General features: G+C 69.7%; 21 protein-coding genes and 1 pseudogene. 18 read left to right on the plus strand and 4 right to left on the minus strand.

Annotated features, from left to right (window positions below; translation table 11 throughout):
- The first annotated feature begins 33 nt into the window (after positions 1-33).
- The 8 genes from nuoH (at position 34) to KGA66_RS04095 (ending at position 9,485) form a co-directional block, all read left to right on the plus strand.
- Entirely contained in the window at positions 34-1,368 is a 1,335-nt protein-coding gene (gene nuoH, locus KGA66_RS04060; protein ID WP_211464591.1) for an NADH-quinone oxidoreductase subunit NuoH, read from the plus strand.
- Complete coding sequence (gene nuoI / locus KGA66_RS04065) at positions 1,365-1,964, plus strand: NADH-quinone oxidoreductase subunit NuoI (RefSeq protein ID WP_211464593.1); 600 nt, start codon at positions 1,365-1,367, stop codon at positions 1,962-1,964. The genes nuoH and nuoI overlap by 4 nt, the downstream gene beginning before the upstream one ends.
- Positions 1,961-2,851 (plus strand): NADH-quinone oxidoreductase subunit J, encoded by an 891-nt coding sequence (locus tag KGA66_RS04070; RefSeq protein ID WP_211464595.1) that lies wholly within the window; start codon positions 1,961-1,963, stop codon positions 2,849-2,851. The genes nuoI and KGA66_RS04070 overlap by 4 nt, the downstream gene beginning before the upstream one ends.
- The gene (gene nuoK / locus KGA66_RS04075) at positions 2,848-3,147 is read left to right on the plus strand and encodes an NADH-quinone oxidoreductase subunit NuoK (protein WP_211464597.1); all 300 of its coding nucleotides are present in this window, start codon (positions 2,848-2,850) and stop codon (positions 3,145-3,147) included. The genes KGA66_RS04070 and nuoK (KGA66_RS04075) overlap by 4 nt, the downstream gene beginning before the upstream one ends.
- Positions 3,148-3,164: 17 nt before the next feature.
- Complete coding sequence (gene nuoL, locus KGA66_RS04080) at positions 3,165-5,102, plus strand: NADH-quinone oxidoreductase subunit L (RefSeq protein WP_211464599.1); 1,938 nt, start codon at positions 3,165-3,167, stop codon at positions 5,100-5,102.
- 17 nt (positions 5,103-5,119) lie between these two features.
- Complete coding sequence (locus KGA66_RS04085; protein ID WP_211464608.1) at positions 5,120-6,730, plus strand: NADH-quinone oxidoreductase subunit M; 1,611 nt, start codon at positions 5,120-5,122, stop codon at positions 6,728-6,730.
- On the plus strand, positions 6,730-8,334 hold the full coding sequence (gene nuoN / locus KGA66_RS04090) for an NADH-quinone oxidoreductase subunit NuoN (RefSeq protein ID WP_211464610.1): 1,605 nt from the start codon (positions 6,730-6,732) through the stop codon (positions 8,332-8,334). Before KGA66_RS04085 ends, nuoN begins: the two co-directional genes overlap by 1 nt.
- Positions 8,335-8,477: 143 nt before the next feature.
- Positions 8,478-9,485, plus strand: coding sequence for a polyprenyl synthetase family protein (locus tag KGA66_RS04095; RefSeq protein WP_312886740.1), 1,008 nt, complete (start codon positions 8,478-8,480; stop codon positions 9,483-9,485).
- Positions 9,486-9,574: 89 nt separating this feature from the next.
- Here KGA66_RS04095 and rarD read toward each other — a convergent pair whose 3' ends face one another.
- The 4 genes from rarD to KGA66_RS04115 form a co-directional block, all read right to left on the minus strand.
- Positions 9,575-10,522: an EamA family transporter RarD gene (rarD, locus tag KGA66_RS04100; protein ID WP_211464612.1), complete on the minus strand. Its 948-nt coding sequence runs from the start codon at positions 10,520-10,522 to the stop codon at positions 9,575-9,577.
- A gap of 135 nt (positions 10,523-10,657) precedes the next feature.
- Positions 10,658-13,132: an amino acid permease gene (locus tag KGA66_RS04105; protein WP_211464614.1), complete on the minus strand. Its 2,475-nt coding sequence runs from the start codon at positions 13,130-13,132 to the stop codon at positions 10,658-10,660.
- A 227-nt stretch (positions 13,133-13,359) separates the two neighbouring features.
- On the minus strand, positions 13,360-14,547 hold the full coding sequence (locus KGA66_RS04110) for a 2-oxoacid:ferredoxin oxidoreductase subunit beta (protein WP_211464616.1): 1,188 nt from the start codon (positions 14,545-14,547) through the stop codon (positions 13,360-13,362).
- On the minus strand, positions 14,540-16,441 hold the full coding sequence (locus KGA66_RS04115; RefSeq protein ID WP_312886741.1) for a 2-oxoacid:acceptor oxidoreductase subunit alpha: 1,902 nt from the start codon (positions 16,439-16,441) through the stop codon (positions 14,540-14,542). The genes KGA66_RS04110 and KGA66_RS04115 overlap by 8 nt, the downstream gene beginning before the upstream one ends.
- Positions 16,442-16,736: 295 nt before the next feature.
- Between KGA66_RS04115 and KGA66_RS04120 the strand changes: the two genes are divergently transcribed.
- The 10 genes and pseudogenes from KGA66_RS04120 (at position 16,737) to KGA66_RS04165 (ending at position 26,575) form a co-directional block, all read left to right on the plus strand.
- Complete coding sequence (locus KGA66_RS04120) at positions 16,737-17,129, plus strand: NADH-quinone oxidoreductase subunit A (protein WP_211464618.1); 393 nt, start codon at positions 16,737-16,739, stop codon at positions 17,127-17,129.
- A 107-nt stretch (positions 17,130-17,236) separates the two neighbouring features.
- Positions 17,237-17,815: pseudogene (locus KGA66_RS29680) on the plus strand (NADH-quinone oxidoreductase subunit B); the annotation flags it as partial.
- A gap of 424 nt (positions 17,816-18,239) precedes the next feature.
- Positions 18,240-18,890, plus strand: coding sequence for an NADH-quinone oxidoreductase subunit C (locus KGA66_RS04130; RefSeq protein ID WP_211464620.1), 651 nt, complete (start codon positions 18,240-18,242; stop codon positions 18,888-18,890).
- Positions 18,890-19,858 carry a complex I subunit 1/NuoH family protein gene (locus KGA66_RS04135; RefSeq protein WP_211464622.1) on the plus strand — a complete coding sequence of 323 codons (969 nt, stop codon included), beginning with the start codon at positions 18,890-18,892 and terminating at the stop codon, positions 19,856-19,858. Before KGA66_RS04130 ends, KGA66_RS04135 begins: the two co-directional genes overlap by 1 nt.
- Before the next feature lie 98 nt (positions 19,859-19,956).
- Complete coding sequence (locus KGA66_RS04140; RefSeq protein WP_369015804.1) at positions 19,957-20,577, plus strand: NuoI/complex I 23 kDa subunit family protein; 621 nt, start codon at positions 19,957-19,959, stop codon at positions 20,575-20,577.
- Positions 20,574-21,173, plus strand: a complete 600-nt coding sequence (locus KGA66_RS04145) for an NADH-quinone oxidoreductase subunit J family protein (protein WP_312886742.1) — start codon at positions 20,574-20,576, stop codon at positions 21,171-21,173. Before KGA66_RS04140 ends, KGA66_RS04145 begins: the two co-directional genes overlap by 4 nt.
- Complete coding sequence (nuoK, locus tag KGA66_RS30820) at positions 21,173-21,601, plus strand: NADH-quinone oxidoreductase subunit NuoK (RefSeq protein WP_211464626.1); 429 nt, start codon at positions 21,173-21,175, stop codon at positions 21,599-21,601. Before KGA66_RS04145 ends, nuoK (KGA66_RS30820) begins: the two co-directional genes overlap by 1 nt.
- A complete protein-coding gene (locus KGA66_RS04155; protein ID WP_211464628.1) occupies positions 21,598-23,493 on the plus strand; it encodes an NADH-quinone oxidoreductase subunit 5 family protein in 1,896 nt (631 codons plus the stop codon). The genes nuoK (KGA66_RS30820) and KGA66_RS04155 overlap by 4 nt, the downstream gene beginning before the upstream one ends.
- A complete protein-coding gene (locus KGA66_RS04160) occupies positions 23,493-25,019 on the plus strand; it encodes a complex I subunit 4 family protein (protein WP_211464630.1) in 1,527 nt (508 codons plus the stop codon). Before KGA66_RS04155 ends, KGA66_RS04160 begins: the two co-directional genes overlap by 1 nt.
- Positions 25,016-26,575, plus strand: coding sequence for an NADH-quinone oxidoreductase subunit N (locus tag KGA66_RS04165; RefSeq protein WP_211464632.1), 1,560 nt, complete (start codon positions 25,016-25,018; stop codon positions 26,573-26,575). The genes KGA66_RS04160 and KGA66_RS04165 overlap by 4 nt, the downstream gene beginning before the upstream one ends.
- Positions 26,576-26,709: the final 134 nt, after the last annotated feature.

Genomic DNA, 26,709 nt, shown 5'->3' on the forward strand with positions numbered 1-26,709 from the left:
CCGCAGTTTCCGGACGCTGTGTCCAATCAGAACATGACGAACTGGTTCCTCGGGAGCTTCGACACCCACATCCCGTGGTGGTTCATCCTGGTCGTGATCAAGGCGGTGGCCGCGTTCGCGATCCTGGTCGTGCTGACCCTGTTCAACATCTGGTACGAGCGGCGCGTGGTGTCGTTCATGCAGATGCGCATCGGCCCGAACCGGGTCGGGCCGCAGGGTCTGCTCCAGTCCCTGGCGGACGGGGTGAAGCTCGCGCTCAAGGAGGACATCGTCCCGACGAACGCCGACAAGCCGGTGTTCTGGATCGCGCCGCTGCTCTCCGCGATCCCGGCCTTCCTGGCCATCGCGGTGATCCCGTGGGGGCCGGCGGTGTCTATCTTCGGGCACTGGACCACGCTGCAACTGGTCGACCTGCCGGTCGGGGTGCTCTACGTCCTCGCCATCTCGTCGATCGGCATCTACGGCATCGTGCTCGCCGGCTGGTCCTCCGGTTCGACCTACCCGCTGCTCGGCGCGCTGCGCTCCTCCGCCCAGATGATCTCCTACGAGGTCGCCATGGGTCTGTCCTTCGCCGGCGTGTTCCTTTACGCGGGCACCATGTCCCCCAGCGGGATCGTGAACGCGCAGCAGCACGGCTGGTACTTCTACATGCTGCCGCTGTCCGCGATCATCTACATCATCGCGATGGTCGGCGAGACCAACCGGGCGCCCTTCGACCTGCCCGAGGCCGAGGGCGAACTGGTCGGCGGCTTCCACACCGAGTACTCCTCGCTGAAGTTCGCGCTGTTCTTCCTGGCCGAGTACATCAACCTGGTCACCGTCTCCGCGCTGGCCGTCACGATGTTCTTCGGCGGCTGGCGGGCCCCCGTGCCGATCAGCCTGTGGTCGGGCGCGAACAGCGGCTGGTACCCGATGCTCTGGTTCATGATCAAGCTGCTGATCTTCGTGTTCGTGTTCATCTGGCTGCGCGGCACGCTGCCGCGGCTGCGCTACGACCAGTTCATGGCCTTCGGATGGAAGGTCCTGATCCCGGTCTCCGTGCTGTGGCTGCTGGTGGTCGCGCTCTTCCGGCAGCTGCGCAACGCCGGGGACCTGGACCGGGCGCACGCGGTCCCGATCGGGATCGGCATCGCCGCGGTGTTCCTGCTGCTGGTCGTCGCGCTGGAAGTGCGCGAGCGCAACCAGATCCGGCGCACCCCGCCGCCCACCGTCCCCGACTACGAGCCGCTGGCCGGCGGGTTCCCGGTGCCGCCGATGCCCGGTCAGAGCGCCCCGGCCGTCCCGCGCCGGCCCCAGTTCGCCCGCACGGCCGCTGCGCCCGCGCCGGCTCTGAACGGCACCACCGCCGAGGAGGCGAGCACCCGATGAGCAGTGACGAGAAGGACAAGGGCACGGGCCCGCTGGCCGGGGTCGCCGGCTTCGGCGTCACCTTCGCCACCATGTTCAGGAAGGCGAACACCGAGCAGTACCCGGAGGAGAAGAATCCGACGGCGCTGCGCTTTCACGGCCGCCACCAGCTCAACCGGCACCCGGACGGCCTGGAGAAGTGCATCGGCTGCGAACTGTGCGCCTGGGCCTGCCCCGCCGACGCGATCTACGTGGAGGGCGCGGACAACACCGAGGAGGAGCGATTCTCCCCGGGCGAGCGGTACGGCAAGGTCTACCAGATCAACTACCTGCGCTGCATTCTGTGCGGGCTGTGCATCGAGGCCTGCCCGACCCGCGCGCTGACCATGACGAACGAGTACGAGCTCGCCGACACCAGCCGCCAGGCGCTGATCTACACCAAGGACCAGCTGCTGGCCGGGCTGACCGACGGCATGGTGCCCGCGCCGCACCCGATGCAGCCGGGCACCAACGAGAAGGACTACTACAAGGGCCAGGTCACCCGCGCGAGCGATGAGCAGCTTGCCGAGTACGAGCAGCGCGCGGCCGACGAGGGCGAACCGGAGGCCGTGCGATGAGCGCCGCGCTGCTCGCGACGCAGAGCGCCGCGACGCACCTGCTGGCCGGGCCGGTCACCTCGACCGGGGGCGGCGAGACCTTCCTGTTCTGGGTCGGCGCGAGCATCTCGGTGCTCGGCGCGCTGGGCCTGATCTTCTCCAAGAAGGCCGTGCACTCGGCGCTGTGCCTCGCGGGGGTGATGATCTGCCTGGCGCTGTTCTACATGGCCCAGGGCGCCGTGTTCCTCGGCGTCGTGCAGATCGTGGTGTACACCGGCGCGATCATGATGCTGTTCCTGTTCGTCCTGATGCTGATCGGCATCGACGCGCCCGAGTCGCTGACCGAGACGATCCGCGGGCAGCGCTGGGCGGCCGTCCTGGTCGCGGTGCTCTTCGGCGCGATCCTGATCGGCGTGTTCGCGCACGCGAAGCTGGGTCCGTTCGCCGGGATGGACCAGGCGAACGCCGCGGCCGGCGGGAACGTGCCGTCCCTGGCGCACCTGCTGTTCGCCCGCTACTTCTGGGCCTTCGAAGTCTCCTCGGCGGTGCTGATCACCTCCGCGCTCGGTGCGATGGTCCTGGCGCACCGCGAACGGGTCACCGCGCGCAGGACGCAGAAGGAACTGGCGGCCGACCGCTTCAAGCGGTACTCGAAGGACCCATCCGTCATCGTCACCCCGATGCCGAACCCAGGCGTCTACGCGCAGCACAACGCGGTAGACACCCCGGCACTGCTGCCCGACGGCAGCATCGCGCAGCTGAGCGTCAACGCGACGCTGCGGGCGCAGGGCGAGGTGCGTGGCATCACCCCGCTTCCCGTCCCGCTGCCGCATGAGGCCGCCGACGGGGACGGCGCGAGCCCGGCCGGGGCGAACGGCTCCGGACGGCACGAGGAGGTAGGGGCATGAACCCGGACAGCTACCTGTACCTGTCGGCGATCCTGTTCAGTCTCGGCGCGCTCGGCGTGCTGATCCGCCGCGACGCGATCGTGGTGTTCATGTGCATCGAGCTGATGCTCAATGCCGCCAACCTGGCCTTCGTCACCTTCTCCCGCATGCACGGGCGGCTCGACGGCCAGATCTTCGCGTTCTTCACCATGGTGGTCGCGGCCGCCGAGGTCGTGGTGGGCCTCGCGATCATCATCACCGTCTTCCGCACCCGCCGCTCGGCCTCGGTCGACGACGCCAACCTGCTCAAGTACTGAGAGAGGGACAGTCGACGATGCCACCCTCGACTTACGCCCCGGTCGCGGCGACCGGCGTCTTCACGCTGACCGCGTGGGTCGTCGCGCTGCCGATGATCGGGGCGGCGATCCTGCTGCTGGGCGGGAAGCGGACGAACGCCTGGGGGCACCTGCTCGGCTGCCTCGCCGCGCTCGGCTCCTTCGCCCTCGGCGCGGTGCTGTTCTTCTCGCTGCTCGGCAAGCCGGGTGACGCGCGCTCGTACGACCAGCACGTGTACACCTGGATCCCGGTGCCCGGCTTCTCCGCCGACGCGGGCTTCCACCTCGATCAGCTCTCGATGACCTTCGTGCTGCTGATCACCGGGGTCGGTTCGCTGATCCACATCTACTCGGTGGGCTACATGGCCCATGACGACAACCGCCGCAAGTTCTTCGCCTACCTGAACCTGTTCCTGGCCGCGATGCTGGTGCTGGTGCTGGCGAACAACTACCTCCTGCTGTACGCCGGCTGGGAGGGCGTGGGCCTGGCCTCCTACCTGCTGATCGGGTTCTGGCAGCACAAGCCCTCGGCGGCCGTGGCGGCGAAGAAGGCGTTCATCGTCAACCGGGTCGGCGACGTCGGGCTGTCGATCGCCGTGATGCTGATGTACACCACGTTCGGCGGTTTCGCGTTCACCGACGTGTTCAACAAGGCGCCCGGAGCCGACCGCGACACGATCCTCGGCATCGGACTGATGCTGCTGCTGGGGGCGTGCGCCAAGTCCGCGCAGTTCCCGCTCCAGTCCTGGCTGCTGGACGCGATGGAGGGCCCGACCCCCGTCAGCGCCCTGATCCACGCGGCCACCATGGTGACCGCGGGCGTCTATCTGATCGTCAGATCGCATGTCATCTTCGACATCTCTCCGAACGCGCGGCTGCTGGTGACGATCGTCGGCGCGATCACGCTGATGATGGGTGCGATCATCGGGTGCGCGAAGGACGACATCAAGAAGGCGCTGGCCGGTTCGACGATGTCGCAGATCGGATACATGGTCCTCGGCGCCGGGCTCGGCCCGATCGGCTACGTCTTCGCGATCATGCACCTGGTCACGCACGGCTTCTTCAAGGCCGGGCTGTTCCTCGGCGCCGGCTCGGTCATGCACGGCATGAACGACGACGTGGACATGCGGCACTACGGCGCGCTGCGCAAGTACATGCCCGTCACCTACGTCACGTTCGGCCTCGGCTACCTGGCCATCATCGGCTGCCCTCCGTTCTCCGGGTTCTGGTCCAAGGACAAGATCATCGAGGCGGCGTTCGCCCAGGGCGGCACCTCCGGCTGGGTGCTCGGCTGCACCGCGCTGCTCGGCGCGCTGATCACCGCCTTCTACATGACCCGCGTGATGTTGATGACCTTCTTCGGCGAGAAGCGCTGGGTCGAGGACGAGCAGGGCCATGAGGCCCATCCGCACGAATCGCCCAAGTCGATGACGATCCCGATGATCCTGCTCGCGGTCGGCTCGGTCTTCGCCGGCGGCCTGTTCTCGATCGGCTCCTCGTTCGCGAACTGGCTTGAGCCGGTCACCGGGCGCGCCGAAGGCCACTCGCCGATCAACACGACCGTGCTGTCCGTGATCACCCTCGTGGCCGTGGCGCTCGGCGTCGGATACGCCTGGCGGCTCTACGGAACCCGGACCCGGCCCGTGCCGGCGCTGGCCCCGGCCGGCTCGCCGCTCACGCGCGCCGCGCGCCGTGACCTGTACGGCGACGCGTTCAACGAGGCGGCGTTCATGCGCACCGGTCAGTGGCTGACCCGGCTGCTGGTCTACTTCGACCTGCGCGGCGTGGACGGCGTGGTCAACGGCGTCGCCGCGGGACTCGGCGGCTCCTCCAGCCGGTTCCGGCGGCTGCAGAACGGCTTCGTGCGCTCGTACGCCCTGTCCATGTTCGGCGGCGCGGCCCTGCTCATCGCGGCCCTGCTCCTGGTCAAAGCCTGAAAGGACGCTGCCCGCAGATGTCTGCCTTCCCCTACCTGAGCACGACGATCGGGACGCCGCTGCTCGGCGTCGCCGCGATCGCCGTGCTGCCGAAGGAGCGCGCGGCGCTGGCCAGGCCGATCGCGCTGCTCGCCTCGCTGGTCGCCCTCGGCTTCGCGATCGCCGACGCGGTCGCTTTCAAGACCGGCGGCCCGCGCTTCCAGCTGTCCGAGAGCTACGCCTGGATCCCCACCTTCCACGTCAACTACAGCGTGGCTGTGGACGGCGTGGCCCTGGTGCTGATCCTCATGACCGCGGTGCTCGTGCCGGTGGTGATCCTCGCCTCCTGGCACGACGCCGACGCCCGCGGCGGTGCCTTGACGCCACAGGGCTCGCCGGCCGAGTCCAAGCGCTCGGTGCGCGGCCTGTTCGCGCAGCTGCTGGCACTGGAGACACTGATGCTCGGGGTCTTCGCGGCCACCGACATCTTCCTGTTCTACGTGATCTTCGAGGCGACGCTCATCCCGGCGTACTTCCTGATCGGCTCGTACGGCGGGGCGCGCAGGTCATACGCGGCGGTGAAGTTCCTGCTCTACAACCTGCTCGGCGGTCTGCTCATGCTGGCCGCGGTGATCGGGCTGTACGTGGCGAGTACGCACTCCCCGGTCGGCGCTGCCTTCAGCTTCCAGACGCTCTCGAAGGCGGTCGGCGACGGGTCGCTGACGATGGCCGGCTCCACGGAGAAGTGGCTGTTCCTCGGCTTCTTCATCGCCTTCGCGGTCAAGGCGCCGATGTGGCCGTTCCACACCTGGCTGCCGGACGCCGCGAGCGAGGCGACGCCGGGCACCGCGGTGCTGCTGGTCGGTGTGCTCGACAAGATCGGCACCTTCGGGATGCTCCGGTTCTGTCTGGAACTCTTCCCGCACGCTTCGCACTACTTCACGCCGCTGGTGCTGGTGCTGGCGGTGATCAGCACGATCTACGGTGCGCTGCTGGCGATCGGCCAGACCGACATGATGCGGCTGATCGCGTACACCTCGGTCTCGCACTTCGGGCTGATCACGATCGGCGTGTTCGCGCTGACCGCGCGCGGCGAGGTGGGTGCGACGCTGTACATGGTCAACCACGGGCTGTCCACCGGCGCGCTGTTCCTGCTGGCCGGGTTCATGATCTCGCGGCGCGGATCGAAGTCGATCGACGCGTTCGGCGGCGTGCAGAAGGTGGCGCCGCTGCTGGCCGGCACCTTCCTGGCCGTGGGCCTGTCCTCGCTGGCGCTGCCGGGCCTGTCCTCGTTCGTGTCCGAGTTCCTGGTCCTGGTCGGCGCCTTCGAGAAGTACCCGGTCGCCGCGATCTTCGGCACCACCGCGATCGTGCTGGCGGCGCTGTACATCCTCTGGTGGTATCAGCGCACGATGACCGGTCCGGTGGCCAGTTCGGTGGAGGGTTTCAAGGATCTGAACCGGCGTGAGCTGGCCGTGATCGGACCGCTGGTCGCGCTGATCGTCGTGCTCGGCTTCGTGCCCAGCATCCTGACGAACTTCATCAACCCGGCGGTCAGCCAGATCCCGGCGCACGTGCAGATCACGCAGCAGGCGCCACACAGTGTCGCCCAAGACAGTGCCACCCAAGGGAACGGGAGCGGACAGTGATGCCGTCCATCCTCGCCGCCTCGACCGCGGCCGCGTCGAACACCGCGCCGTTCACCGCTCCGCACGTCGAGTGGGGCAAGCTCTCGCCGATGCTGATCGTGCTCGGCGCGGCGACCATGGGCGTGCTGGTGGAGGCATTCGCGCCGCGGGCGGCCCGGTACCGGCTCCAGGTCGGGCTGACGCTGCTCGCGCTGGCGGCCGCGTTCGCCGCGGTGATCGCCCTGCACGACACGCCGACGAGCGTCGCGGCCGCCGGAGCGGTCGCGGTCGACAAGACGACGCTGTTCTTCCAGGGCACGATCCTGGCCATCTCGTTCATCGCCGTGTTGGTGATCGCGGAACGGCGCACCGAGGGCGGTCAGGACGCCTTCGCGGCGCAGGGCGGCTCGGTGCCGGGCTCGCAGCAGGAGCGCGAGGCGGTGCGGGCCGGCTGGCTGACCACCGAGGTGTATCCGCTGGTGCTGTTCTCGATCGGCGGCATGCTGTTGTTCCCGGCGGCCAACGACCTGTTGACCATGTTCGTCGCCCTCGAGGTGCTGAGCCTGCCGCTGTACCTGGTCTGCGGACTGGCCCGCCACCGCCGGCTGCTCTCCCAGGAAGCCGCGCTCAAGTACTTCCTGCTGGGCGCGTTCTCCTCCGCCTTCTTCCTGTACGGGGCGGCGCTGCTGTACGGCTACGCGGGCTCGGTGCAGCTTTCGAACAGCGACCCGCACAACCCGGGTATCGCGCAGGCCGTCGCCGCGCACGCGCACGGTCCGGCGCTGCTGTACACGGGTATCGCGCTGCTGGGCATGGGTCTGCTGTTCAAGGTGGGCGCCGCGCCGTTCCACATGTGGACGCCGGACGTGTATGAAGGCGCTCCGACGCCGATCACCGGCTTCATGTCTGCCGCCACCAAGATCGCCGCGTTCGGCGCGCTGGTGCGGGTGCTGGATGTCGGACTGGCCGGTTCAGTCGACGTGTGGCGGCCGGTGATCGAGATCGTGGCGATCCTGACCATGGTGGTCGGCGGCATCCTCGCGCTGACGCAGCGGAACGTCAAGCGCATGCTTGCGTACTCGGCGATCCTCAACGCGGGTTACATCATCATGGCGCTGGTCTCGACCGGTCACGACGCGCTGGCTTCGCTGCTGTTCTTCCTGCCCACCTACGGCATCGCCCTGGTCGGCTCGTTCGCGGTGGTGACGCTCGTGCGCGACGCCGGTGGCGTCGAGGCGACCGATCTGTCGCGCTGGGCGGGGCTGGGCAAGAGCGCGCCGATTCCCGCGACGCTGATGTCGATCTTCCTGTTGGCGTTCGCGGGCATCCCGTTCACCAGCATCTTCGTGGGCAAGTTCGCGGTCTTCCAGGCCGCGCTGGCCGCGGGGGCTCCGCAGCTGGTGATCGTGGCGGTGCTGGCCAGCGCGGTGGCGGCGTTCTTCTACCTGCGCGTGATCGTGGTGATGTTCTTCTCCGACCCGATGCCGGACGGCCCGACGATCGCCAACCCGTCGATCGCGGTCAAGACGGCCCTGGCCGTGTCCGCGCTGGTGACAGTGGCGATGGGTGTGGCGCCGGCGGCGCTGCTGCACCTGTCCAACGCCGCTGCCGTGCTGGCCCGGTAGGTCTTGTTCTCGCGTCGGCGGCGGAGGGGAGATCCTCTGCCGCCGTCGCGTCTCCCCCCTCGTGGTCCGGTGCGACGGTAATGCAGGGGATGCATTAGCGTGGACCCGACGTGAGCAGCGGCCGTGAACGGAAGGCGACAGTCGTGGGCGTGCAGGTGGCGACCGAGCCGTTCCGGCTCGCGGTGACCGACGCGGCACTCGAACAGCGCATCCGCGACGGGCTCGGCCGGGTGGAGGACCTGCTGCGGGAGGCCGCGAGCAGCGACCACCCGTTCATCGGGCAGACCGCGAACCACCTGGTCGATGCCGGCGGCAAGCGGTTCCGTCCGCTGCTGACCTTGCTCGCGGCCGAGTTCGGGGACTTCGCGGCGCCCGGGGTCGTGCCGGCCGCGGCCGTGGTCGAGTTGACTCATCTGGCGACGCTGTACCACGACGACGTGATGGACGAGGCGCCGCTGCGTCGCGGGGTGCCCACCGCGAACGCGCGCTGGGACAACTCGATCGCGATCCTCACCGGCGACTTCCTGTTCGCCCGGGCTTCGCAGATCCTTGCGGATCTCGGCCCGGAGGCGGTGCGGTTGCAGGCCGAGACCTTCGAGCGGCTGGTCGCCGGACAGATCAACGAGTGCATCGGGCCGAAGGACGGGCAGGCCCCGATCGACCACTATCTCAGCGTCCTGGTGGACAAGACCGGTTCGCTGATCGCCACGAGCGCCCGCTTCGGCGCGCTGCTGTCCGGCGCGCCGGGCCCGGTGGTGGACACGCTCACCCGCTTCGGCGAGGTCTTCGGCGTGGCGTTCCAGCTTTCCGACGACGTGCTCGACATCGCCAGCGACTCGGACCAGTCCGGCAAGACTCCCGGGACCGATCTGCGCGAGGGTGTTCCCACGCTTCCGACGCTGTACGCCCTGGCGTCGACGGACCGCGAGTCGGCGCGCCTGCGCGAGTTGCTCTCCGCTCCCATCACCGATGACGCGCTGGTGCGTGAAGTCCTCGCCGACCTGCGCGTCCATCCGTCGATCGACCAGGCCAGGCAGACCGTCGCGCGCTACGCCGACGAGGCCTGTGAGCTGCTGGAGTCGCTGCCGGACAACGCGGCCAAGGAGACCCTGCTCGCCCTCTGCGAGATCGTTGGCTCCCGGACGGTCTGAGCGCCGCGTCGTCTTGTTGCGCCGTTCTGGTCGCGTGGTCTGAGTGTGCGCTCAGACGGCGAGCGCGCCGGAGCCCCGTTCCCGGGCGGTCAGGCGAGTTCCGGGACCGATTCCTCGGCGGCCGCCGGGACCTGCGCGAGCGCCCGCCGCTTGCGGGCCTGGCCCAGCGAGTCGTATGTCAGCAGGGCGAGCGCCAGCCACACGATCGCGAAGCCGACCCATTCGGTGCCGGGCACGAACTCGTGCGCGACGAACACGCCGCAGGACAGCTGCAGGACAGGCGTGATGAACTGCAACAGCCCGATCGTGGACAGCGGCAGCCGGTTCGCCGCCGCGGCGAAGAACATCAGCGGAATCACCGTCACCACGCCGCACGCGGCCAGCAGCACGGTCACCGGCCAGTGCACGTGCCCGAACGCCGCCGTGCCCCGGCTCTGCAGGAAGGCGAGGTAGGCCAGCGCGGGCAGGAACTGGAAGCTCGTCTCCACCGCCATCGACTCGGCGGCGGGGACGCCCGCCAGCTTCTTGAACAGCCCGTAGCTGCCGAAGGAGAAGGCCAGGATCAGCGCGATCCACGGGACGCTGTGGAAACCGACGACCAACTCCACGATCGCGCCCGCGCCGACGCCGACCGCGGCCCACTGCAACGGCCGCAGCCGCTCGCGCAGGATGAGCACCCCGAACAGCACGGTGACCAGCGGGTTTATGAAGTAGCCTAGCGAGGTCTCCACGACGTGGCCCTTGTTGACGGCCCATATGTACACCCCCCAGTTCACCGAGACCACGACCGCCGCGGCGCACAGCAGCACGATCTTGGCCGGCGTGCGGCGCAGCGGGGCGATCCAGGACCAGTTGCGGCGCACCGCGAGCAGCAGCGCGACCACGATCAGGGACCAGAGCATCCGGTGCGCCAGGATCTCGGTCGCGCCCGCGGGCTTGAGCAGCGGCCAGTACAGCGGGAAGAGACCCCACAGCCCGTACGCCGCCAGGCCGAATACCAGACCTTTGCGCGCTTCCCGGCCGCCGACTGCTGTCATAGGCATAAGCCTATCGCGAGTATTACCCATGGTGCCCCGCGGCGTTCTCGTCACCCCGCGTCGAGCCTCGGTTCTCGATCGCGGAGACCGAGAGACGTCCCGCCGCAGCGGCCTGACACGGTGTGGTGTGGCGGGCTACTCGTCGGCCTCGTCGTTGTCGCGCGGCAGAAGCACATAAGACGGATTCGACATGGCGAGGTAGCCTTCCATCTCGCCGACCATGCCCTCGACGCGCATCCGCGCGCCCGGCTCGATGCCCGGAATGCTGCGCCGGCCGAGGAAGACCAGCGTGATGCCGCCGGTCTGGTCGTACAGCTCCGCTTCCAAGGCGGGCGAGCCGGAAACCGGCCCGACGTACACGGACCGCACCCGGCCCTCCAGGGTCGCGCGGTTGCGCCAGCGCACCGACTTGATCGGGATCGGGGTGCCGGTCTCGATGGTCTGCGGCGGGCACTCGGCGTCCAGCAGCAGCTTCTTGGACGCCCTGGCCGCACGCGCGCGCGACGGTCCCGACTCGCCCAGCCGCCCCGCGTGCCCGCCGTGCCCGCCGTGCCCGCCGTGTCCGCCATGGCCTCCGTGCCCGCCGTGTCCGTCGCGGCGCGCTTCCAGCTCCCCGATCGCCTCGGCCACGTCGAAGGGCACGATCATGGCCGCGACGTGCGGCAGCTTCGAGACCGCTCCGGCGATCGCGTCGGCGGTGCGGTCGTGCAGCAGCCGGCTGGTGGTGTGGAAGGAACGGCGCGGCAGCAGAATGGTCACCTCCGAGCCGTACTCATCGGCGGTGCGCGCGGCCAGTTCCACCGCGGCGCGGCGCAACCGCCGGTCGGGCACCTCGATGATCTCCAGCGGCAGGTCCGCGGCCACAGACGAGTCCCAGGTGCTGCGCAGGACCTCGGCGTGCTTCGAGTCGATCATGAAGTGCACGGCGCGCAGCTCGACGGGCCGCAGCGAGCGCGCGTAGCGCAGCGCCTTGATCGCGGCCAGGTCCACGGAGTCGATCAGCACCAGCACCGTGTTGCGGGTCAGCGTCGGCAGCGAGGCCGAGGCCGGGGCCTGCTCCAGGGCGGCCGCTTCGCGCCGGTACCGCTCGTTCAGCTTGATCAGCGCGAGCACGCCGATCGGGAAGATCACCACGACCATCCACGCGCCCTCGGTGAACTTGAAGATCGCGAAGATGACGACGACGGCGAATGAGGCGACCGCCGCGGAGCCGTTGATCAGCAGTTTGACGGTGCGGTTCTTCTCCCGGCGGGTGAAGTGGTACTTGAACAGGCCCGAGGCGGCCATCACGAAGCCGGTGAACACCCCGATCGCGTACAGCGCGACCAGCCTGGTCAGGTTCCCCTGCATCCCGATGATCAGCGCGAGCGAGAGCCCGGCCAGCACCAGGATGCCGTTCGAGTAGGCCAGCCGGTGCCCGCGGTGGGTGAACTGGCGCGGCAGGAAGGAGTCCCCGGCGACGAACGAGGTCAGAAAGGGAAACCCGCTGAAGGAGGTGTTGCCGCCGGTGTAGAGGATCAGCGCGGTGGCGATCTGCACCACGGTGAGCATGAAGCCGCCGAATGCGCCGTGGCCCCAGATGAGGCTGGTCAGCTGGGCCAGCACGGTCGGGTTGCCGTTGTTGTAGGGCATCGTCTGGGCCTGCCAGGCCAGGATCGAGATGCCGAGCACCAGCGAGCCGAGGATCACCGACATGATCGTCATCGTGATCCGGGCGTTCTTCCCGGCGGGCTTGCGGAAGACCGACACGCCGTTCGAGATCGCTTCCAGGCCGGTGAGCGAGGAGCCGCCGTTGGCGAAGCCGCGCAGCATCGCCGAGACCGCGGCGAAGCTGAACACCCACTGGGTCTGCGTACCCAGCCGCAGCACGCCGCCGAACTGGTCACTGTGCAGGTTGTTCGCCTGGTGCAGATCGCCGGTGGCCAGTTGGACGAGCCCGGCGAGCACGGTGAGGCCGACCAGGACGATGTAGACATACGCCGGAGCGGCGAACGCGCGGCCGGCCTCGCGCACGCCGCGCAGGTTTCCGTAGGCGAGCAGCAGCACGATGACGACGGAGATGTAGATCTTCCAGCCGTTGATGTCGATGTTCTGGCTGATGGACAGGTACGAGGCGATGGCGTCGGTGCCTGCCGAGACCTGCACGGCCACGGTCACGATGTAGTCGATGAGCAGCGCGACCGCGGCGATCTGGGCGACGCGCGGCCCGAAGTTCTCCCGCGCGACGACGTACGATCCGCCGGCCTTGGTGTAGTGCGAGACCACGTCCCGGTAGCAGAGGGTCAGCAGCACCAGCATGCCGAGGATGACGCCGGTGATCGGCATGACGAGCATGAAGCCGAGCACGCCGAAGTAGGGGATGAGCTGGGTGAGCATCTGCTCGGAGCCGTAGGCCGAGGAGGAGATGCAGTCGATGGCCATGATGCCGAGCGCCACCGGCCGCGACAGCTTCTCGGCGTGCAGCTGGTCGGTGACCAGGGGCTGGCCGAGCAGCTTGCGCTTGACGCGGTAACCGGTGCTCTCCGGTACGGTCACGGTGGCGGACAAAGCGGGCGGGGTGGCCGTGGGCCGGGCGGACTGGGCTGCCCGGCCCGTGGTCGAGGTGGTCATCTCGCCTCTGCTGTCTCGTTCGTCGACTTCGGGCGTCGCAGTCCCGCTGCGCTCATTATGCGCAGCCGTGTCGAAGCTGGATCACCGCCCAGCTGCTTGAATCCCGCCAGAAGATATGAGCTTTGCTCAGTATCCGGCAAAGGTGCAGGCGCCGCCGGTGGTGGTCGGCGGCGCCTGCTGCGATATGGCCTGTGCGGGCCGAGCCGCGCGCGCGGGTCGCGCGCGGATCAGTTCCCGGTGATGCTCCAGGTGTCGTTTCCGGCCAGCAGGGCGGTCAGGTCGCCCCGGCCGTGCTGGTCGTGAGCCTGTTCCAGTTGCCGGTTGAGGGTCTGGTCGTAGGTGGGGCGCTGGATGTCGCGCAGGATCCCGATCGCGGTGGCGTCCAGGGTGGTCGGGTCGGCCAGGCGGGAGAGCGCGAAGGCGTGTTCGGGCCCGGAGACGTGCGCGTCGTGCACGACGGCGGGGCGCGGGTCGGACTCGGGCGCCAGGGCGTACCCGCCGGTGTCGGTACGCACCGCCTTGCGCCCGTCGCCGGTCAGCACCGGCTGCCCGTGGGCCAGCCGGATCAGGCGCGCGTCCCGGGTCGCAGGGTCCTTCACCGGGTCGAAGGCGCCGTCGTTGAAGATGTTGCAGTTCTGGTAGATCTCCACCAGCGCGGTGCCCTGGTGCGCGGCGGCCGCGGCGAGCACTTCGGTCAGGTGCTTGCGGTCGGAGTCGATCGAGCGGGCCAGGAACCCGGCTTCGGCGCCCAGGGCGAGCGAGAGCGGGTTGAAGGGGGTGTCGGGGGAGCCGACCGGGGTCGACTTGGTGATCTTGCCCTGTTCGCTGGTGGGCGAGTACTGGCCCTTGGTCAGCCCGTAGATCCGGTTGTTGAACAGCAGGATCTTCAGGTTGACGTTGCGGCGCAGGGCGTGGATCAGGTGGTTGCCGCCGATGGAGAGGGCGTCGCCGTCGCCGGTCACGACCCAGACGGACAGGTCGGGCCGGGTGACGGCCAGGCCGGTGGCGATTGTGGGGGCGCGCCCGTGGATCGAGTGCATCCCGTAGGTGTTCATGTAGTACGGGAAGCGCGACGAGCAGCCGATGCCGGAGATGAACACCAGGTTCTCCCGCTTGATGCCCAGGGTCGGCATCAGGCCCTGGACCGCGGCCAGGATCGCGTAGTCCCCGCATCCGGGGCACCAGCGCACTTCCTGATCGGTCTTGAAGTCCTTCACCGTCAGCGGCAGTGCGGCGCGCGGCGACGGCGGTACGGGCACGGGCACGCGTCCAGGTGCCGCACCGTTCGCACCGTTCGCGCCACTCGTGCCGTTCACGCCGTTCGCAGTGTCCACGCCGTTCGCCGAACCGTTCACGCCGTTCGCCGAACCGTTCACGGCGCCGTTCGCCGTGCCGTTCACGCTTGTCTCAAGCATCGCCCAACCCCTTGACCGCCGCGGTGTCCCCGATCAGACCCTGAATGACCTCGGTGAGTTCGGCCGAGGTGAACGGCAGTCCGCGCACCTTGTTGTACCCGACCGCGTCCACCAGGTACTTCGCCCGGATCAGCAGCGCCAGCTGACCCAGGTTCATCTCCGGGATCAGCACCTTCTCGTATCCGCGCAGCACCTCGCCGAGGTTGCGCGGGAACGGGTTCAGATGCCGCAGGTGCGCGTGCGCCACCGCGCCGCCCCGTGCCCGCACCTTCCGGCAAGCCGCCGCCACCGGTCCGAAGGTCGAGCCCCAGCCCAGCACCAGCACCCGAGCGTCGCCGCCCGGGTCGTCCACATCCAGCGGGGCGACCGTGTCCGCCACCCGCTCCACCTTCGCCGCCCGGGCGCGCACCATCAGGTCGTGGTTCGCCGGGTCGTAGGAGATCTCCCCGGTTCCGTCCGCCTTCTCGATCCCGCCGATCCGATGCTCAAGCCCCGCGGTGCCCGGCACCGCCCACGGCCGCGCCAGCGTCTCCGGATCGCGCTGATACGGCAGGAACGGCTCGCCGTCCTCGGACGGGACGGCGAACTGCACCCGCAGATCGGGCAGGCTCTCCACGTCCGGGATGCGCCAGGGCTCCGACCCGTTGGCCAGGTACCCGTCCGAAAGCAGGAATACCGGCGTGCGGTACGTCAGCGCGATGCGCGCAGCCTCCAGCGCCGCATCGAAACAGTCCGCCGGGGAACGCGGCGCCACGATCGGCACCGGCGCCTCTCCGTTACGCCCGAACATCGCCTGGAGCAGATCCGCCTGCTCCGTCTTCGTCGGCAGTCCCGTCGACGGCCCGCCGCGCTGGATGTCGCAGATGATGAGCGGCAGTTCCAGCGAGACGGCGAGCCCGACGGTCTCCGACTTGAGGGCGACGCCGGGGCCCGAGGTCGTGGTCACCCCCAGCGCCCCGCCGAACGCGGCGCCGAGTGCGGCTCCGATGCCCGCGATCTCGTCCTCCGCCTGGAAGGTGCGCACGCCGAAGTTCTTGTGCTTCGACAGTTCGTGCAGGATGTCCGAGGCCGGGGTGATCGGGTACGAGCCCAGGAACAGCGGCAACCCCGAGCGCTGGGAGGCGGCGATCAGCCCGTAGGCCAGCGCCAGATTCCCGGAGATGTTGCGGTACCGCCCGCCCGGCAGCGCGGCCGGCGCCACCTCGTAGGAGACCGCGAACTCCTCGGTGGTCTCCCCGAAGCTCCACCCGGCCAGGAACGCCGTCCGGTTCGCCGCGGCGATCTGCGGGCGCCCGGCGAACTTGCGCTCCAGGAACTGCAGCGTCCGCTCGGTGGGCCGGTTGTACAGCCAGGACAGCAGCCCGAGGGCGTACATGTTCTTCGCCCGCTCGGCCTCCTTGCGGGTGAGCGCGTGCCCCTCCAGCGCCTTGACCGTCGAGGAGGTCAACGCGACCGCGTGCACCCGGTAGGCGTCCAGTTCGCCGGTCTCCAGCGGACTGGCCGCGTATCCGACCTTCGTCAGCGCCCTCGGCGTGAACTCGTCGGTGTTCACGATGATCGTCGCGCCGCGCGGCACGTCCTTCAGGTTCGCCTTCAGCGCCGCCGGGTTCATCGCCACCAGCACATCGGGCGCGTCCCCGGGGGTCAGGATGTCGTGGTCGGCGAAATGCAGCTGGAACGCCGAGACTCCAGGCAGCGTCCCGGCCGGCGCCCGGATCTCCGCCGGGAAGTTCGGCAACGTAGACAGGTCGTTCCCATACGCGGCGGTCTCGGCGGTGAATCGGTCCCCGGTCAACTGCATACCGTCACCCGAGTCCCCGGCTATGCGGATCACCACCGAGCCGATCCGCTCCACCGGAGCCGCACGCTTGTCTTCGATCGCCTCGCCCGCCACCGAACCTCCTTCAATCGTCCACTCTCCGGGACGGTACGTGAGATGGCTGCGCAGTTTCGATCACCGGAGCATGTCGTTCCCCGCGCTCCCGGGGCCGAATCCATCCTACGCCCCAGTGCTTAGGGCAAGAGTCGCCGTGCGCGCTCCGATGCCCGCCCTGAGTCACCTCACGGGCCGAGTACCCTTGTGCGATGACGCGGGGGCCCTGGATTGGAAAATGGGAGAACCGCGGACCGTTCGGCGGCGGACCGGCTGAATTGACCGACTGAAGGCGCGAGGGTAGGCGGCGAGCTCTATGGGATTGGGCGGTACGGGCGGCACGACCTATTACTCCGCCTATTCCATCGTCGGGATGCTCCTGCTGCTCGGTGTCGCGTTCGTCACCGTTTCGTTCGCGGCCAACAGTCTGCTCGCCCCGGCTCGGCCGACCCCGGAGAAGCTGCTGACCTACGAGTGCGGTGTCGATCCAGTGGGGGAAGGCTGGGCGCACACGCACGTGCGTTACTACGTCTACGCGTTTCTTTATGTCATCTTCGCGGTGGACGCCGTCTATTTGTTCCCTTGGGCTACCGTGTTCGCCGCGCCGGGTTTCGGCGTGACCACGCTGGTCGAGATGTTCGTCTTCATCGGCTTCCTGGCGGTCGGGATCCTCTACGCCTATAAGAAGGGCGTGCTGACGTGGCTGTGAACGAGGGCAAGGCGCTGGTCCCGGCGGGGGCCGGGGCCGGCGCCGAGACCCACGGGGGGCGCAGCGCAGGCGGCGCCGCGGCGAGCACCGGCGGGATCGCGCTGGGCATGCCGCTGGTCGGCGCGCCGGCGCGCGGCTTCGGCACGGGCTTCGACCTGGCGCCCAAGCCGATGAAGGTGGTGCTCAACTGGGGCCGCAAGTACTCGCTGTGGGTGTTCAACTTCGGTTTGGCCTGCTGTGCGATCGAGTTCATCGCGGCCTCGATGGCCCGGCACGACTTCATCCGGCTCGGCGTGATCCCGTTCGCGCCCGGGCCGCGCCAGGCGGACCTGATGGTCGTTTCGGGCACCGTGAGCGACAAGATGGCCCCGGCGGTCAAGCGGCTCTACGAGCAGATGCCGGAACCGAAGTACGTGATCTCCTTCGGCGCGTGCGCCAACTGCGGCGGGCCGTACTGGGATTCGTACGCGGTGACGAAGGGCATCGACCAGGTCATCCCGGTGGACGTGTACGTACCCGGTTGCCCGCCCCGGCCGGAAGCGCTGCTCCAGGGCATCATCCGGCTTCAGGAGAAGATCGCGGCCGAGGGGACGGGCTCCACCGGTTCGCTTCGGCGAGTGCCCGACGCTCTGGCCGGGGCCGAAGGCGGCGGGCCGCGCGCCGAGCCACGCGCGATGACCAGTGGGGCCAGAGCGCTCAAGTCGCGCTGGCAGCGGCTGCGCACATCCGCGCAACCGGATCCTGCCGCGCCGGCGCCGGGCGCGATCGTTCCCGCCGAGACTGCTCCCCTTGAGACGGCGCCGGTCGCGGCCGTGCCGGTCGAACCGGCGGCTGCCGCGACGACGCAGCGAAAAGGCACCGGCTCCGCCGCGGATTCCGGGCCGCCCCTGACCACGCTGGACGCGCCGACGGTCGAGGTCTCGCGCCCCGAGCCGTCCCCGGCCGAGGCGCTGACGGTCGAGGTGCCGGTCGTGCCGCTCTCGCCGACCGAGGTGCTGCCGAAGATCAAGGTGCCGCGCCGGCACTACTTCCGCGAGTTGCGCCGTGCCCGCGACCACGGCCTGTCGTTGTTCGACAAGGCGGCCCACGACCAGCAGTGGGAGTACGACGATGAGTCCTGAAGTCGTGCGGACTCTGGTCGAGGCGGTGGCGCGGGCGCTCGGGCCGGCCACCGGGGGCGCGGCCGACGTGCGGGAGAACTTCGGGCAGGCGCTCGCCGTCGTCCCGCCGGACCAGTGGATCAATGCCCTGACGGCGGTCCGCGACGAACTCGGCGCGACCTTCTTCGACTGGCTCACCGCGGTCGACGAACTGGAGGAGGGCTACGGCATCGCGGCGTTCGTCTGCGCTCCGGCCGATCGCGACGGGGCGCTCAGGCGCGGCCAGGGAGTGCTGCTCAAGACCAAGGTGCCGCGCGAGCGGGCCGAGCTGCCGACCGCGACCACCGTGTACCGGGGCGCGAACTGGCACGAGAGGGAGACCTTCGAGATGTTCGGGGTCGTCTTCACCGGGCATCCCGACCTCAAGCCGCTGCTGCTGCCGGACGGCTTCGAAGGCCACCCGCTGCGCAAGGAGTTCGTCCTGGCCTCGCGGGTGGTCAAGTCCTGGCCCGGAGCGAAGGAACCCGGCGAGTCCGACCACGACCGGGGCCGAGCCGCGCCGGGACGCCGCCGCATGCTGCCGCCGGGCGTGCCGGGCGAGGAGTGGCTCAAGCCCCTGCCGCAGCGGCCCGGCGCGGCAGAGGGCGGGGTCGAGCACTGATGGCGAGCACCGCGCACTGGTGGCTCGAGGTCGCGCTGCGGCTGGTCGTCATCCTCGGCTTCTTCCTGGTCGTGCCGCTGCTTGTGGGCCAGATGGAGCACAAGGCGATGGCGCACATGCAGGGGCGGCTCGGGCCGATGCGGGCCGGCGGTTTCCACGGCTGGGCGCAGCTGATCGCCGACGGCGTGAAGTTCGCGCAGAAGGAGTCCGTCGTTCCCGCGGACGCCGACCGGCTGGTCTTCCAGCTGGCCCCGGCGGTCGCGCTGCTGCCGTACCTCGTCGCGCTGGTCGTGGTGCCGATCGGCCCGGGCACGCAGGTCGGCGTCGCGCTCGACCTCGGGCTGTTCTTCGTGCTCGCGGTCATGGGCGTCGGCGTGCTCGGCACGCTGATGGGCGGCTGGGCCAGCGCGAACAAGTACTCGCTGCTCGGCGGCATCCGCACCGCCGCGCAGCTGATGGCCTACGAGCTGCCGATGCTGCTGTCGGCGGCCTCGGTGGGCATGGCGGCCGGGACGCTCTCGCTCGGCGCGATCGTGGACAAGTGGCAGTGGTGGTGGCTGCCCTGGCAGCTGATCGGCGCCTTCGTGTTCTTCGTCTCCGGGCTCGCCGAGCTGCAGCGCCCGCCCTTCGACATGCCGGTCGCCGACTCCGAGATCATCTTCGGTGCCTACACCGAGTACACCGGGCTGCGTTTCGCCTTCTTCCTGCTGGCCGAGTACGCCGGGATCGTGCTGCTGTGCCTGCTGACCTCGGTGCTGTTCCTCGGCGGCTGGCACGGCCCGTTCTCCGCGCACCTGGGCTGGCTGTGGACGGTGCTCAAGACGCTGGCGCTCGCCTTCGTGGTCATCTGGCTGCGCGTCAGCTATCCCCGGCTGCGCGAGGACCAGCTCCAGCGTTTCGCGTGGACCGCGCTGATCCCCCTTGCCCTGGCCCAACTCGCGATCACCGGGGTGGTGAGAGTGCTGTGACCACTGAGTCCGAGCAGCAGTCCGAGCAGCAGCCGCAGACCGGGCCGGCGTCGTCCGATCCGCAGCGAGAGCCGCGCGCGTCGCGCGACTTCCCGGGCATGGGCCTGGTCAAGGGTCTGGCGACGACGTTCAAGACGATGACCAAACACGCGCACACCGTCCAGTACCCGGATCAGCCCCCTGAGCTGCCCCCGCGCACCCGCGGCGTGATCGCGCTGCTGGAGGAGAACTGCACCGTCTGCATGCTCTGCGCGCGCGAGTGCCCGGACTGGTGCATCTACATCGACTCGCACAAGGAGACGGCGCCCGCGCCGCCGGGCGGCGGCCGCGAGCGCACGCGCAACGTGCTCGACCGGTTCGCCATCGACTTCTCGCTGTGCATGTACTGCGGGATCTGCATCGAAGTGTGCCCGTTCGACGCGCTCGAATGGTCCCCCGAGTTCGAGTACGCCGAGTTCGACATCAAGGAGCTGCTGCACGAGAAGGACCGGCTGCGCGAGTGGTTCTGGACGGTTCCGGCGCCCGTCGCGCTCGACCCGGGCGCACCGGATCCGAAGGAGATGGCGCAGGCGCAGAAGGTCGCGGACAAGCGGCTGACCGCGCAGAAGGCCGCTGAGATCGTCGCGCTGGCGGATGGCGGTGCGGCCGCCTCCGGGCAGCCTGAGCGGTCCGGGCCGGGCCGGTCCGGTCCGGCCGGTGGGGCGGAGGGCGACGGGTGAACGTCACCACGGCCTCCGTGCAGTTCACCGGCTCCGCGCAGTCCTACCTTTCCCCGACCGGCGTCGAGGTCGCGTTCATCCTGATCGGTCTGGTCGTGCTCGGTTCCGCACTTCTCGTGGTGACCGTGCGGAACCTGGTGCACGCCGCGCTGTGGCTGGTCGTCTGCCTCGGCGGGATCGCGGGAGAGTACCTGCTGCTCGGCGCGGAACTGGTCGCGTGGGTGCAGATCCTGATCTACGTGGGCGCGATCGTCGTGCTGCTGCTCTTCGGCCTGGTGCTCACGCGCGCACCGATCGGGCATACGGACGAACTCGACGTCAAGCACAGGGCGCCCGCGGTCGTGGTCGCCGCAGGTGCCGCAGGCGTGCTTGTTACGGTCGTCGTCGACGCCTACCGCAAGGTATGGCTCGAACCGCGTGCGGCGGTACCGCTCGGCACAGGCGCCGCGAACGGCGCCGCGCTGTTCAAGTACTGGGTGCTTCCCTTCGAGACGCTCTCCGTCCTGCTGCTCGCGGCGCTGGTCGGCGCGATCGTCATCTCGCGCCGCGGGGCGGACGGCGACTCGGACGAGCCGGAAAGCGTGGGTACCGACTGATGCACGCCGTGTACCCGCTGCTGCTCGGTGCGCTGCTGTTCGCCGTCGGCCTCTACGGGGTCCTCGCGCGCCGCAACGCGATCACCGTGCTGATGGCGATCGAACTGCTGCTCAACGCGGTGACGGTGAATCTGGTCGCGTTCGGTGCGCTGCTGCGCGACCGGTTCAACACCGGGCAGGTCTTCACCCTGTTCGTCATCACGCTCGCGGCCGCGGAGACCGGGCTCGGCCTGGCCATCGTGCTGATGATCTACCGGCAGCGCGGCAACGCGCAGATCGACGGGCAGCGCGAGCTCGCCGAGCCGCTCGGCGGGCCGCGGGACGAGTTGCAGCCCGGCGCGGGCGCGCCGGCCGTCGGACCCGATGCCGAGGTCGAGGACGAACCCGCGGCCGGGCGGGCGCTTGAGCCGACGAAGGCGGCGCGGTGAACCTCTTCGCCCTGATCACCATCGCGCTGCCCGCGCTCGGCTCGGCGGTGACCTTCGCCGGGGCTCGTGACGCCCGGCACGTGAAGTTCTGGTCGGTCGCGCCGATCGCCGCCGCGCTGTTCTGTTCCCTCGTGGTGCAGGTGGCGCACGGCGCCGGCGGCACGTCCACCGCGATCACCGAACTCGCCCCGGCCGGCCAGTACACCGTGTGGCTCGGCACGCGAGTCAGCGGCCTGTCGGCGCTGACCGGGATCCTGGTGACCGTCGTCGCGCTGTGCGTACAGGTCTTCTCGTTGACCTACATGCGCGAGGAAAAGCGTTACCCGACCTATGCCGCGCTCATCTCCCTGTTCACCGCGGCCATGCTGCTGGTGGTGTACTCGGCCGACCTGATCGTGCTGCTGGTCGGCTGGGAGATCATGGGCGCCTGCTCGTACTTCCTGATCGGCCACTACTGGGAGCGGCCGGACGCGCGCTCGGGATCGATCAAGGCGTTCCTGGTGACCAAGACCGGCGACGTGCCGTTCCTGTTCGGCATCGTGGCGCTCGGCGTGCGCGCCGGAAGCTTCCGGATCGACGACGTGCTGCACCACGTCGGTGTCAACGGTCTGCCTTACGCGCCGTTCATCGCGGTGCTGCTGCTGTGCGGCGTCGTCGGCAAGTCGGCGCAGTTCCCGCTGCACACCTGGCTTCCCGACGCGATGGCCGGCCCGACACCCATCAGCGCGCTGATCCACGCCGCGACGATGGTCGCCGCCGGCGTGTACGTCGTCGCGCTGCTGTACCCGGTCTTCCTGCTCTCGCCCGGCGTGCTCACCCTGATGGCCGTGATCGCGGCGGTCACGATGACCGGCTCCGCGGTGGCCGCGTTCGCGCAGACCGACATAAAGAAGGTGCTCGCGTACTCGACGGTCAGTCAGCTCGCCTACATGCTCGGCGGCCTCGCGGTCGGCGGACGTACCGCGGCGGTCTTCCACCTGCTCGCGCACGGAGCGTTCAAGGCGCTGCTTTTCCTCGCCGCCGGAGTCGTCATCCACCACGTCGGCTCGAACGAACTGTCCGCGATGGGCGGACTGCGGCACCGCATGCCGACCACGTACCGCACGATGACGATCGGCCTCGCGGCGCTCGTCGGCGTCCCGCTGCTGTCCGGCTGGTTCTCCAAGGAAGCGATTCTCGGCGCGGCCTGGGACGCGCAGGGCGGGTTCGCCGCGCCCGGCCGGATCGTGTTGATCGCGGGCCTGCTCACGGTCGGCCTGACCGCCGCGTACGCGACCCGGCTTTGGCTGAAGATGTTCTGGGGCCCGTTCCCCGCGGCCTCGCCGGACGAGCACCGCGTCGAGGCCCCGCAGAGCGAACTGGTCCCGCTGATCGTGCTGGCGGTCCCGTCGGCGGTGTTCGGCTTCGTCGCGCTGGGCGGCGGCGCCTTCGCCTCGTGGATCGGCGGCGCCTTCGGTCTCGCGGCGCCGGCGGGCACCGGCGCGGATCTCGCCCCGGCCGGCCCGACCTCGGCCATCTCCTTCGCGCTGACCGTGCTCGGCACCGGCGGGGTGTGGTACGCGTGGCGGCGCGATCCGGCCGCGGATCCGGCGCGGCTGCTCGGGCGCTGGCGGGAGACCGCGCTCTACGGCTTCTACCTCGACGACGTGCAGGACCTGATCATCGTTCAGCCGGCGAAGGCGCTGGCACGGCTGGTCGGTTTCCTCGACACCGAGGTCGTGGACGGTTACGTGCGCGGCGCCGGGATGGGCGCGCGCGGACTGGGCGGCCTGCTGCGCCGCGTGCAGACCGGCAACATCCAGCTTTATCTGACCGCACTGTTCACCGGGGTGATCGTGATCGCGGCAGCCGTCGCCATTCTCGTCGGACACGGTGCGGGGGCGGTGCGCTGATGGCCACGCTGCTGGTGCTCCTGCTCGCGCTGCCGGCCGTCGGGCTCGCCGTCCTGTACGCGCTGCCCGCCCGGCAGGCGGCCCGGGTCGGCGCCGCGGCCGGAGCGCTGGTCTTCCTCCTCTCGCTGGCCGTGCTGCCGCTGTTCGACTACGGCCGCGCCGAGCAGATGCAGGGCCGGCTCGACGTGCCCTGGGTCCCCGCGTTCGACCTGCGCTTCCACCTCGGCGTCGACGGCATCTCGCTGCCGCTGTTGCTGCTGACCACGCTGCTTACCGCGCTGTGCCTGCTCTACGCGGTGCGCACGACGGCCAAGGACGAGTCAGGACGCACCTTCACGGCGCTGATCCTGCTGCTGGAGATCGGCATGGTCGGCACCTTCCTGGCGCAGGACCTGCTGTTGTTCTTCGTGTTCTTCGAGATCGTGCTGCTGCCCATGTACGGGCTCATCCACCGCTGGGGCAGCGGCGAGGAACGGCGGCGCGCGGCCGACAAGTTCATCCTGTACACGTTGCTCGGCTCGGCGCTGATGCTGCTCGGCTTCCTGCTGATCCATGCCAGGACCGGCACCTTCGACATGGTCGCGCTCGCGCAGCGGCACGGGCTGGGCATGACGCTGGGCGTCCAGGAGGCCGCGTTCCTGCTCGTCGGCCTCGGTTTCGCGATCAAAACGCCGATGTGGCCGCTGCACACGTGGCTGCCCGACGCGCACACCTGCGCCCCGACTGTCGGCTCGGTGCTGCTGGCGGGCGTGCTGCTGAAGATGGGCACGTACGGCCTCATCCGGATCGGCGCGGGGATGTTGCCGCTCGGCGCGCACAAGTTCGCTTTCGCGCTCGGCTGTTTCGGCACCGTCGGGATCGTGTACGGCGCGCTGGCGTGCATCAACCAGGCGCGGCGCGGCGGTGACCTGAAGCGGCTGATCGCGTACTCCTCGGTCGGCCACATGGGGTTCGTACTGCTCGGCGTCGCGACGCTCACCCGGGTCGGCCTGGACGGCGCGCTGTTCGCCTCGGTCGCGCACGGCCTGATCACGGGCCTGCTGTTCTTCATCGCCGGCGGGTTCAAGGAGCGGCTGGGCACCACGGACCTGTACACGCTCGGGCGCGGACTGTACGAGCGCGCGCGGCGGTACGGCGCGCTGATCGCGTTCGCTGCGATGGCCTCGCTCGGGCTGCCGGGTCTGGCCGGGTTCTGGGGCGAGCTCTACACGATCATCGGCGCGGCCAAGCCGGCCGCCGGACTCACCTCGCCCGGTTTCCACGTGCTCATGGCGGTCGCGGGGCTCGGCATGATCCTGACCGCGACGTATCTGTTGCTGGTGGTGCGGCGGCTGTGTATGGGAGCGACGGTCGGCCCGAGCGGCGCCGACCGCTACGAGCCGCTGGCCGACCTCAGCAACCGGGAGCTGGTCAGCTGGACCCCGCTGGCCGGGCTGACCCTGATCGCGGGGCTGTGGCCGGCGCTGATCCTCGCGCTGGCCGACCCGGCCGTCCACCGTCTGCTGGGAGGCGTCCGCCAGCCATGAACGTCTCAGCTCTCCTCGGCGTCCAGTCGATCGACTACGTTGCGCTGCTGCCGGTGCTGCTGACCGCGGGTGGCGCGCTCGCGGTGCTGCTCGCGGACCTGTTCCTGGCCAGGGAACGCAGGACCTGGCTGGTGTGGGGCACGCTCGCGGTGCTCGTCGCGGCGCTCATCGCGCAGATCGTGCTGTGGAGTGAGCGCAGCGCAGCCGTGCGGTACACCTTCTGCGTACCGGGTGTGCCGGGCGCCGCGCCCCCGCGCTCCTTGCTGCCCTGCTCGTACGCCGTGGACGACTTCACCCTCACCCTGCAGACTCTCGCGCTGGCCGCCACGGTGCTCGTGGTGTTGATGGCCCCGCGCCGGTTCGACGTGCCGTTCGGCGAGTACCACTTCCTGCTGCTCAGCTCGCTGACCGGGGCGCTGGTGCTCGTCGCCGCGCGCGACTTCGTGACCGTGACCGTGGCCCTGGAGACGCTCTCGCTGCCGGCCTTCGCGCTGGTCGGCTTCGGCCGGCGGGCCGGGGGAGAGGCGGCGCTGAAGTTCTTCCTGATGTCCATCGCCTCGACCGCGGTCATGCTCTTCGGTCTCTCGCTGGTCTACGGCGCGACCGGATCGCTGTACTTCTCGCAGGTCTACGGAGGGCTGCTGCGAGCGGCCACGCTCGGCGGCGCACCGGCGCAGCTGGCCGGCGTCGGCGCGGTGCTCACCCTCGTCGGCTTCGGCTTCAAGATCTCCGCGGTGCCGTTCCACTTCTGGACTCCGGAGGTGTACGCGGGTGCGCCGGTCCCGGTCGCGGCGTACCTGTCGGTGGTCTCGAAGGCGGCCGGTTTCGCCGGCCTGATCCTGGCCGTCGCGCTGGCGTTCCAGCCCTATGCGCACTCGCTGGGCATCCTGCTCGCGGTGCTGGCCGCGGCGACCATGACCGTCGGCAACGTGATCGCGCTGCGGCAGCGCTACGCGGTCCGGTTGCTGGCCTGGTCGACGGTCGCGCAGGCCGGGTACGTGCTGGTGCCGCTGGCCGTGAGCAAGTCCTCGCAGGTCTCCGCGTCGGTGGCGTACCTGGTTCTGTACGCGGTGATGAACCTCGGCGCGTTCGCGGTGGTCAGCGCGGCTTCCGGCAGCGGTGCCGGGCACTTGCCCTCGGGCGGCGAACTGGCCGGATACCGGGGCATGTACCGGCGACGGCCGCGGTCCGCCGTCGCGCTGGCGTTCTTCCTGCTGTGCCTGGCCGGGCTGCCGCCGGGCGTGATGGGCCTGTTCGCGAAGGTCGCCGTGTTCAAGGCGGCGGTCACCGGCGACCTGATGTGGCTCGCGGTCGTGATGGCCGTCAACGTCGTCATCGCGTTGTATTACTACCTGCGTTGGGCCGCGGTCCTGTTCGACGTGTCGATGTTCGGCGCGGCGCAGCTCACGGCCGGGGCGCCCGCCGTCGTCGCGGCCCCGGTCCGCGCGAGAACGGCCCTGGCCGCGAATCTTGCGGTGGGCATCGCTTTCGCCCTCGCCGTGGTGCTCTCCTTCTGGCCCAACCCCGCGCTCGACGCCGTGTCGCACTGGCGGTGAGCCCGCGCTGCGGCGCTCCGTACAGATACGGAACGAGTCCGTAACGCAGCGCGACGGTTCCCGACCTGCCCGGGAACGGCCGTGATCGGCCAGTCGTTGGAGGGGTGTACCGGTTAGGACTTGGCGGATATTCC

Source organism: Actinocrinis puniceicyclus (assembly GCF_018283645.1).
Lineage (GTDB): Bacteria > Actinomycetota > Actinomycetes > Streptomycetales > Catenulisporaceae > Actinocrinis > Actinocrinis puniceicyclus.

Bases quoted from the DNA above. Each gene is read 5' to 3' on its own strand.
- KGA66_RS04105 (WP_211464614.1), bottom strand. From the start codon at position 13,132: ATGACCACCTCGACCACGGGCCGGGCAGCCCAGTCCGCCCGGCCCACG.
- KGA66_RS04070 (WP_211464595.1), top strand. From the start codon at position 1,961: ATGAGCGCCGCGCTGCTCGCGACGCAGAGCGCCGCGACGCACCTGCTG.
- KGA66_RS04165 (WP_211464632.1), top strand. From the start codon at position 25,016: ATGAACGTCTCAGCTCTCCTCGGCGTCCAGTCGATCGACTACGTTGCG.
- nuoL (WP_211464599.1), top strand. From the start codon at position 3,165: ATGCCACCCTCGACTTACGCCCCGGTCGCGGCGACCGGCGTCTTCACG.
- nuoK (WP_211464626.1), top strand. From the start codon at position 21,173: ATGCACGCCGTGTACCCGCTGCTGCTCGGTGCGCTGCTGTTCGCCGTC.
- nuoI (WP_211464593.1), top strand. From the start codon at position 1,365: ATGAGCAGTGACGAGAAGGACAAGGGCACGGGCCCGCTGGCCGGGGTC.
- KGA66_RS04135 (WP_211464622.1), top strand. From the start codon at position 18,890: ATGGCGAGCACCGCGCACTGGTGGCTCGAGGTCGCGCTGCGGCTGGTC.
- KGA66_RS04120 (WP_211464618.1), top strand. From the start codon at position 16,737: ATGGGATTGGGCGGTACGGGCGGCACGACCTATTACTCCGCCTATTCC.
- nuoH (WP_211464591.1), top strand. From the start codon at position 34: ATGACGAACTGGTTCCTCGGGAGCTTCGACACCCACATCCCGTGGTGG.
- nuoK (WP_211464597.1), top strand. From the start codon at position 2,848: ATGAACCCGGACAGCTACCTGTACCTGTCGGCGATCCTGTTCAGTCTC.
- KGA66_RS04110 (WP_211464616.1), bottom strand. From the start codon at position 14,547: ATGCTTGAGACAAGCGTGAACGGCACGGCGAACGGCGCCGTGAACGGT.
- KGA66_RS04085 (WP_211464608.1), top strand. From the start codon at position 5,120: ATGTCTGCCTTCCCCTACCTGAGCACGACGATCGGGACGCCGCTGCTC.
- KGA66_RS04140 (WP_369015804.1), top strand. From the start codon at position 19,957: ATGGGCCTGGTCAAGGGTCTGGCGACGACGTTCAAGACGATGACCAAA.
- KGA66_RS04130 (WP_211464620.1), top strand. From the start codon at position 18,240: ATGAGTCCTGAAGTCGTGCGGACTCTGGTCGAGGCGGTGGCGCGGGCG.
- KGA66_RS04160 (WP_211464630.1), top strand. From the start codon at position 23,493: ATGGCCACGCTGCTGGTGCTCCTGCTCGCGCTGCCGGCCGTCGGGCTC.
- rarD (WP_211464612.1), bottom strand. From the start codon at position 10,522: ATGACAGCAGTCGGCGGCCGGGAAGCGCGCAAAGGTCTGGTATTCGGC.
- nuoN (WP_211464610.1), top strand. From the start codon at position 6,730: ATGCCGTCCATCCTCGCCGCCTCGACCGCGGCCGCGTCGAACACCGCG.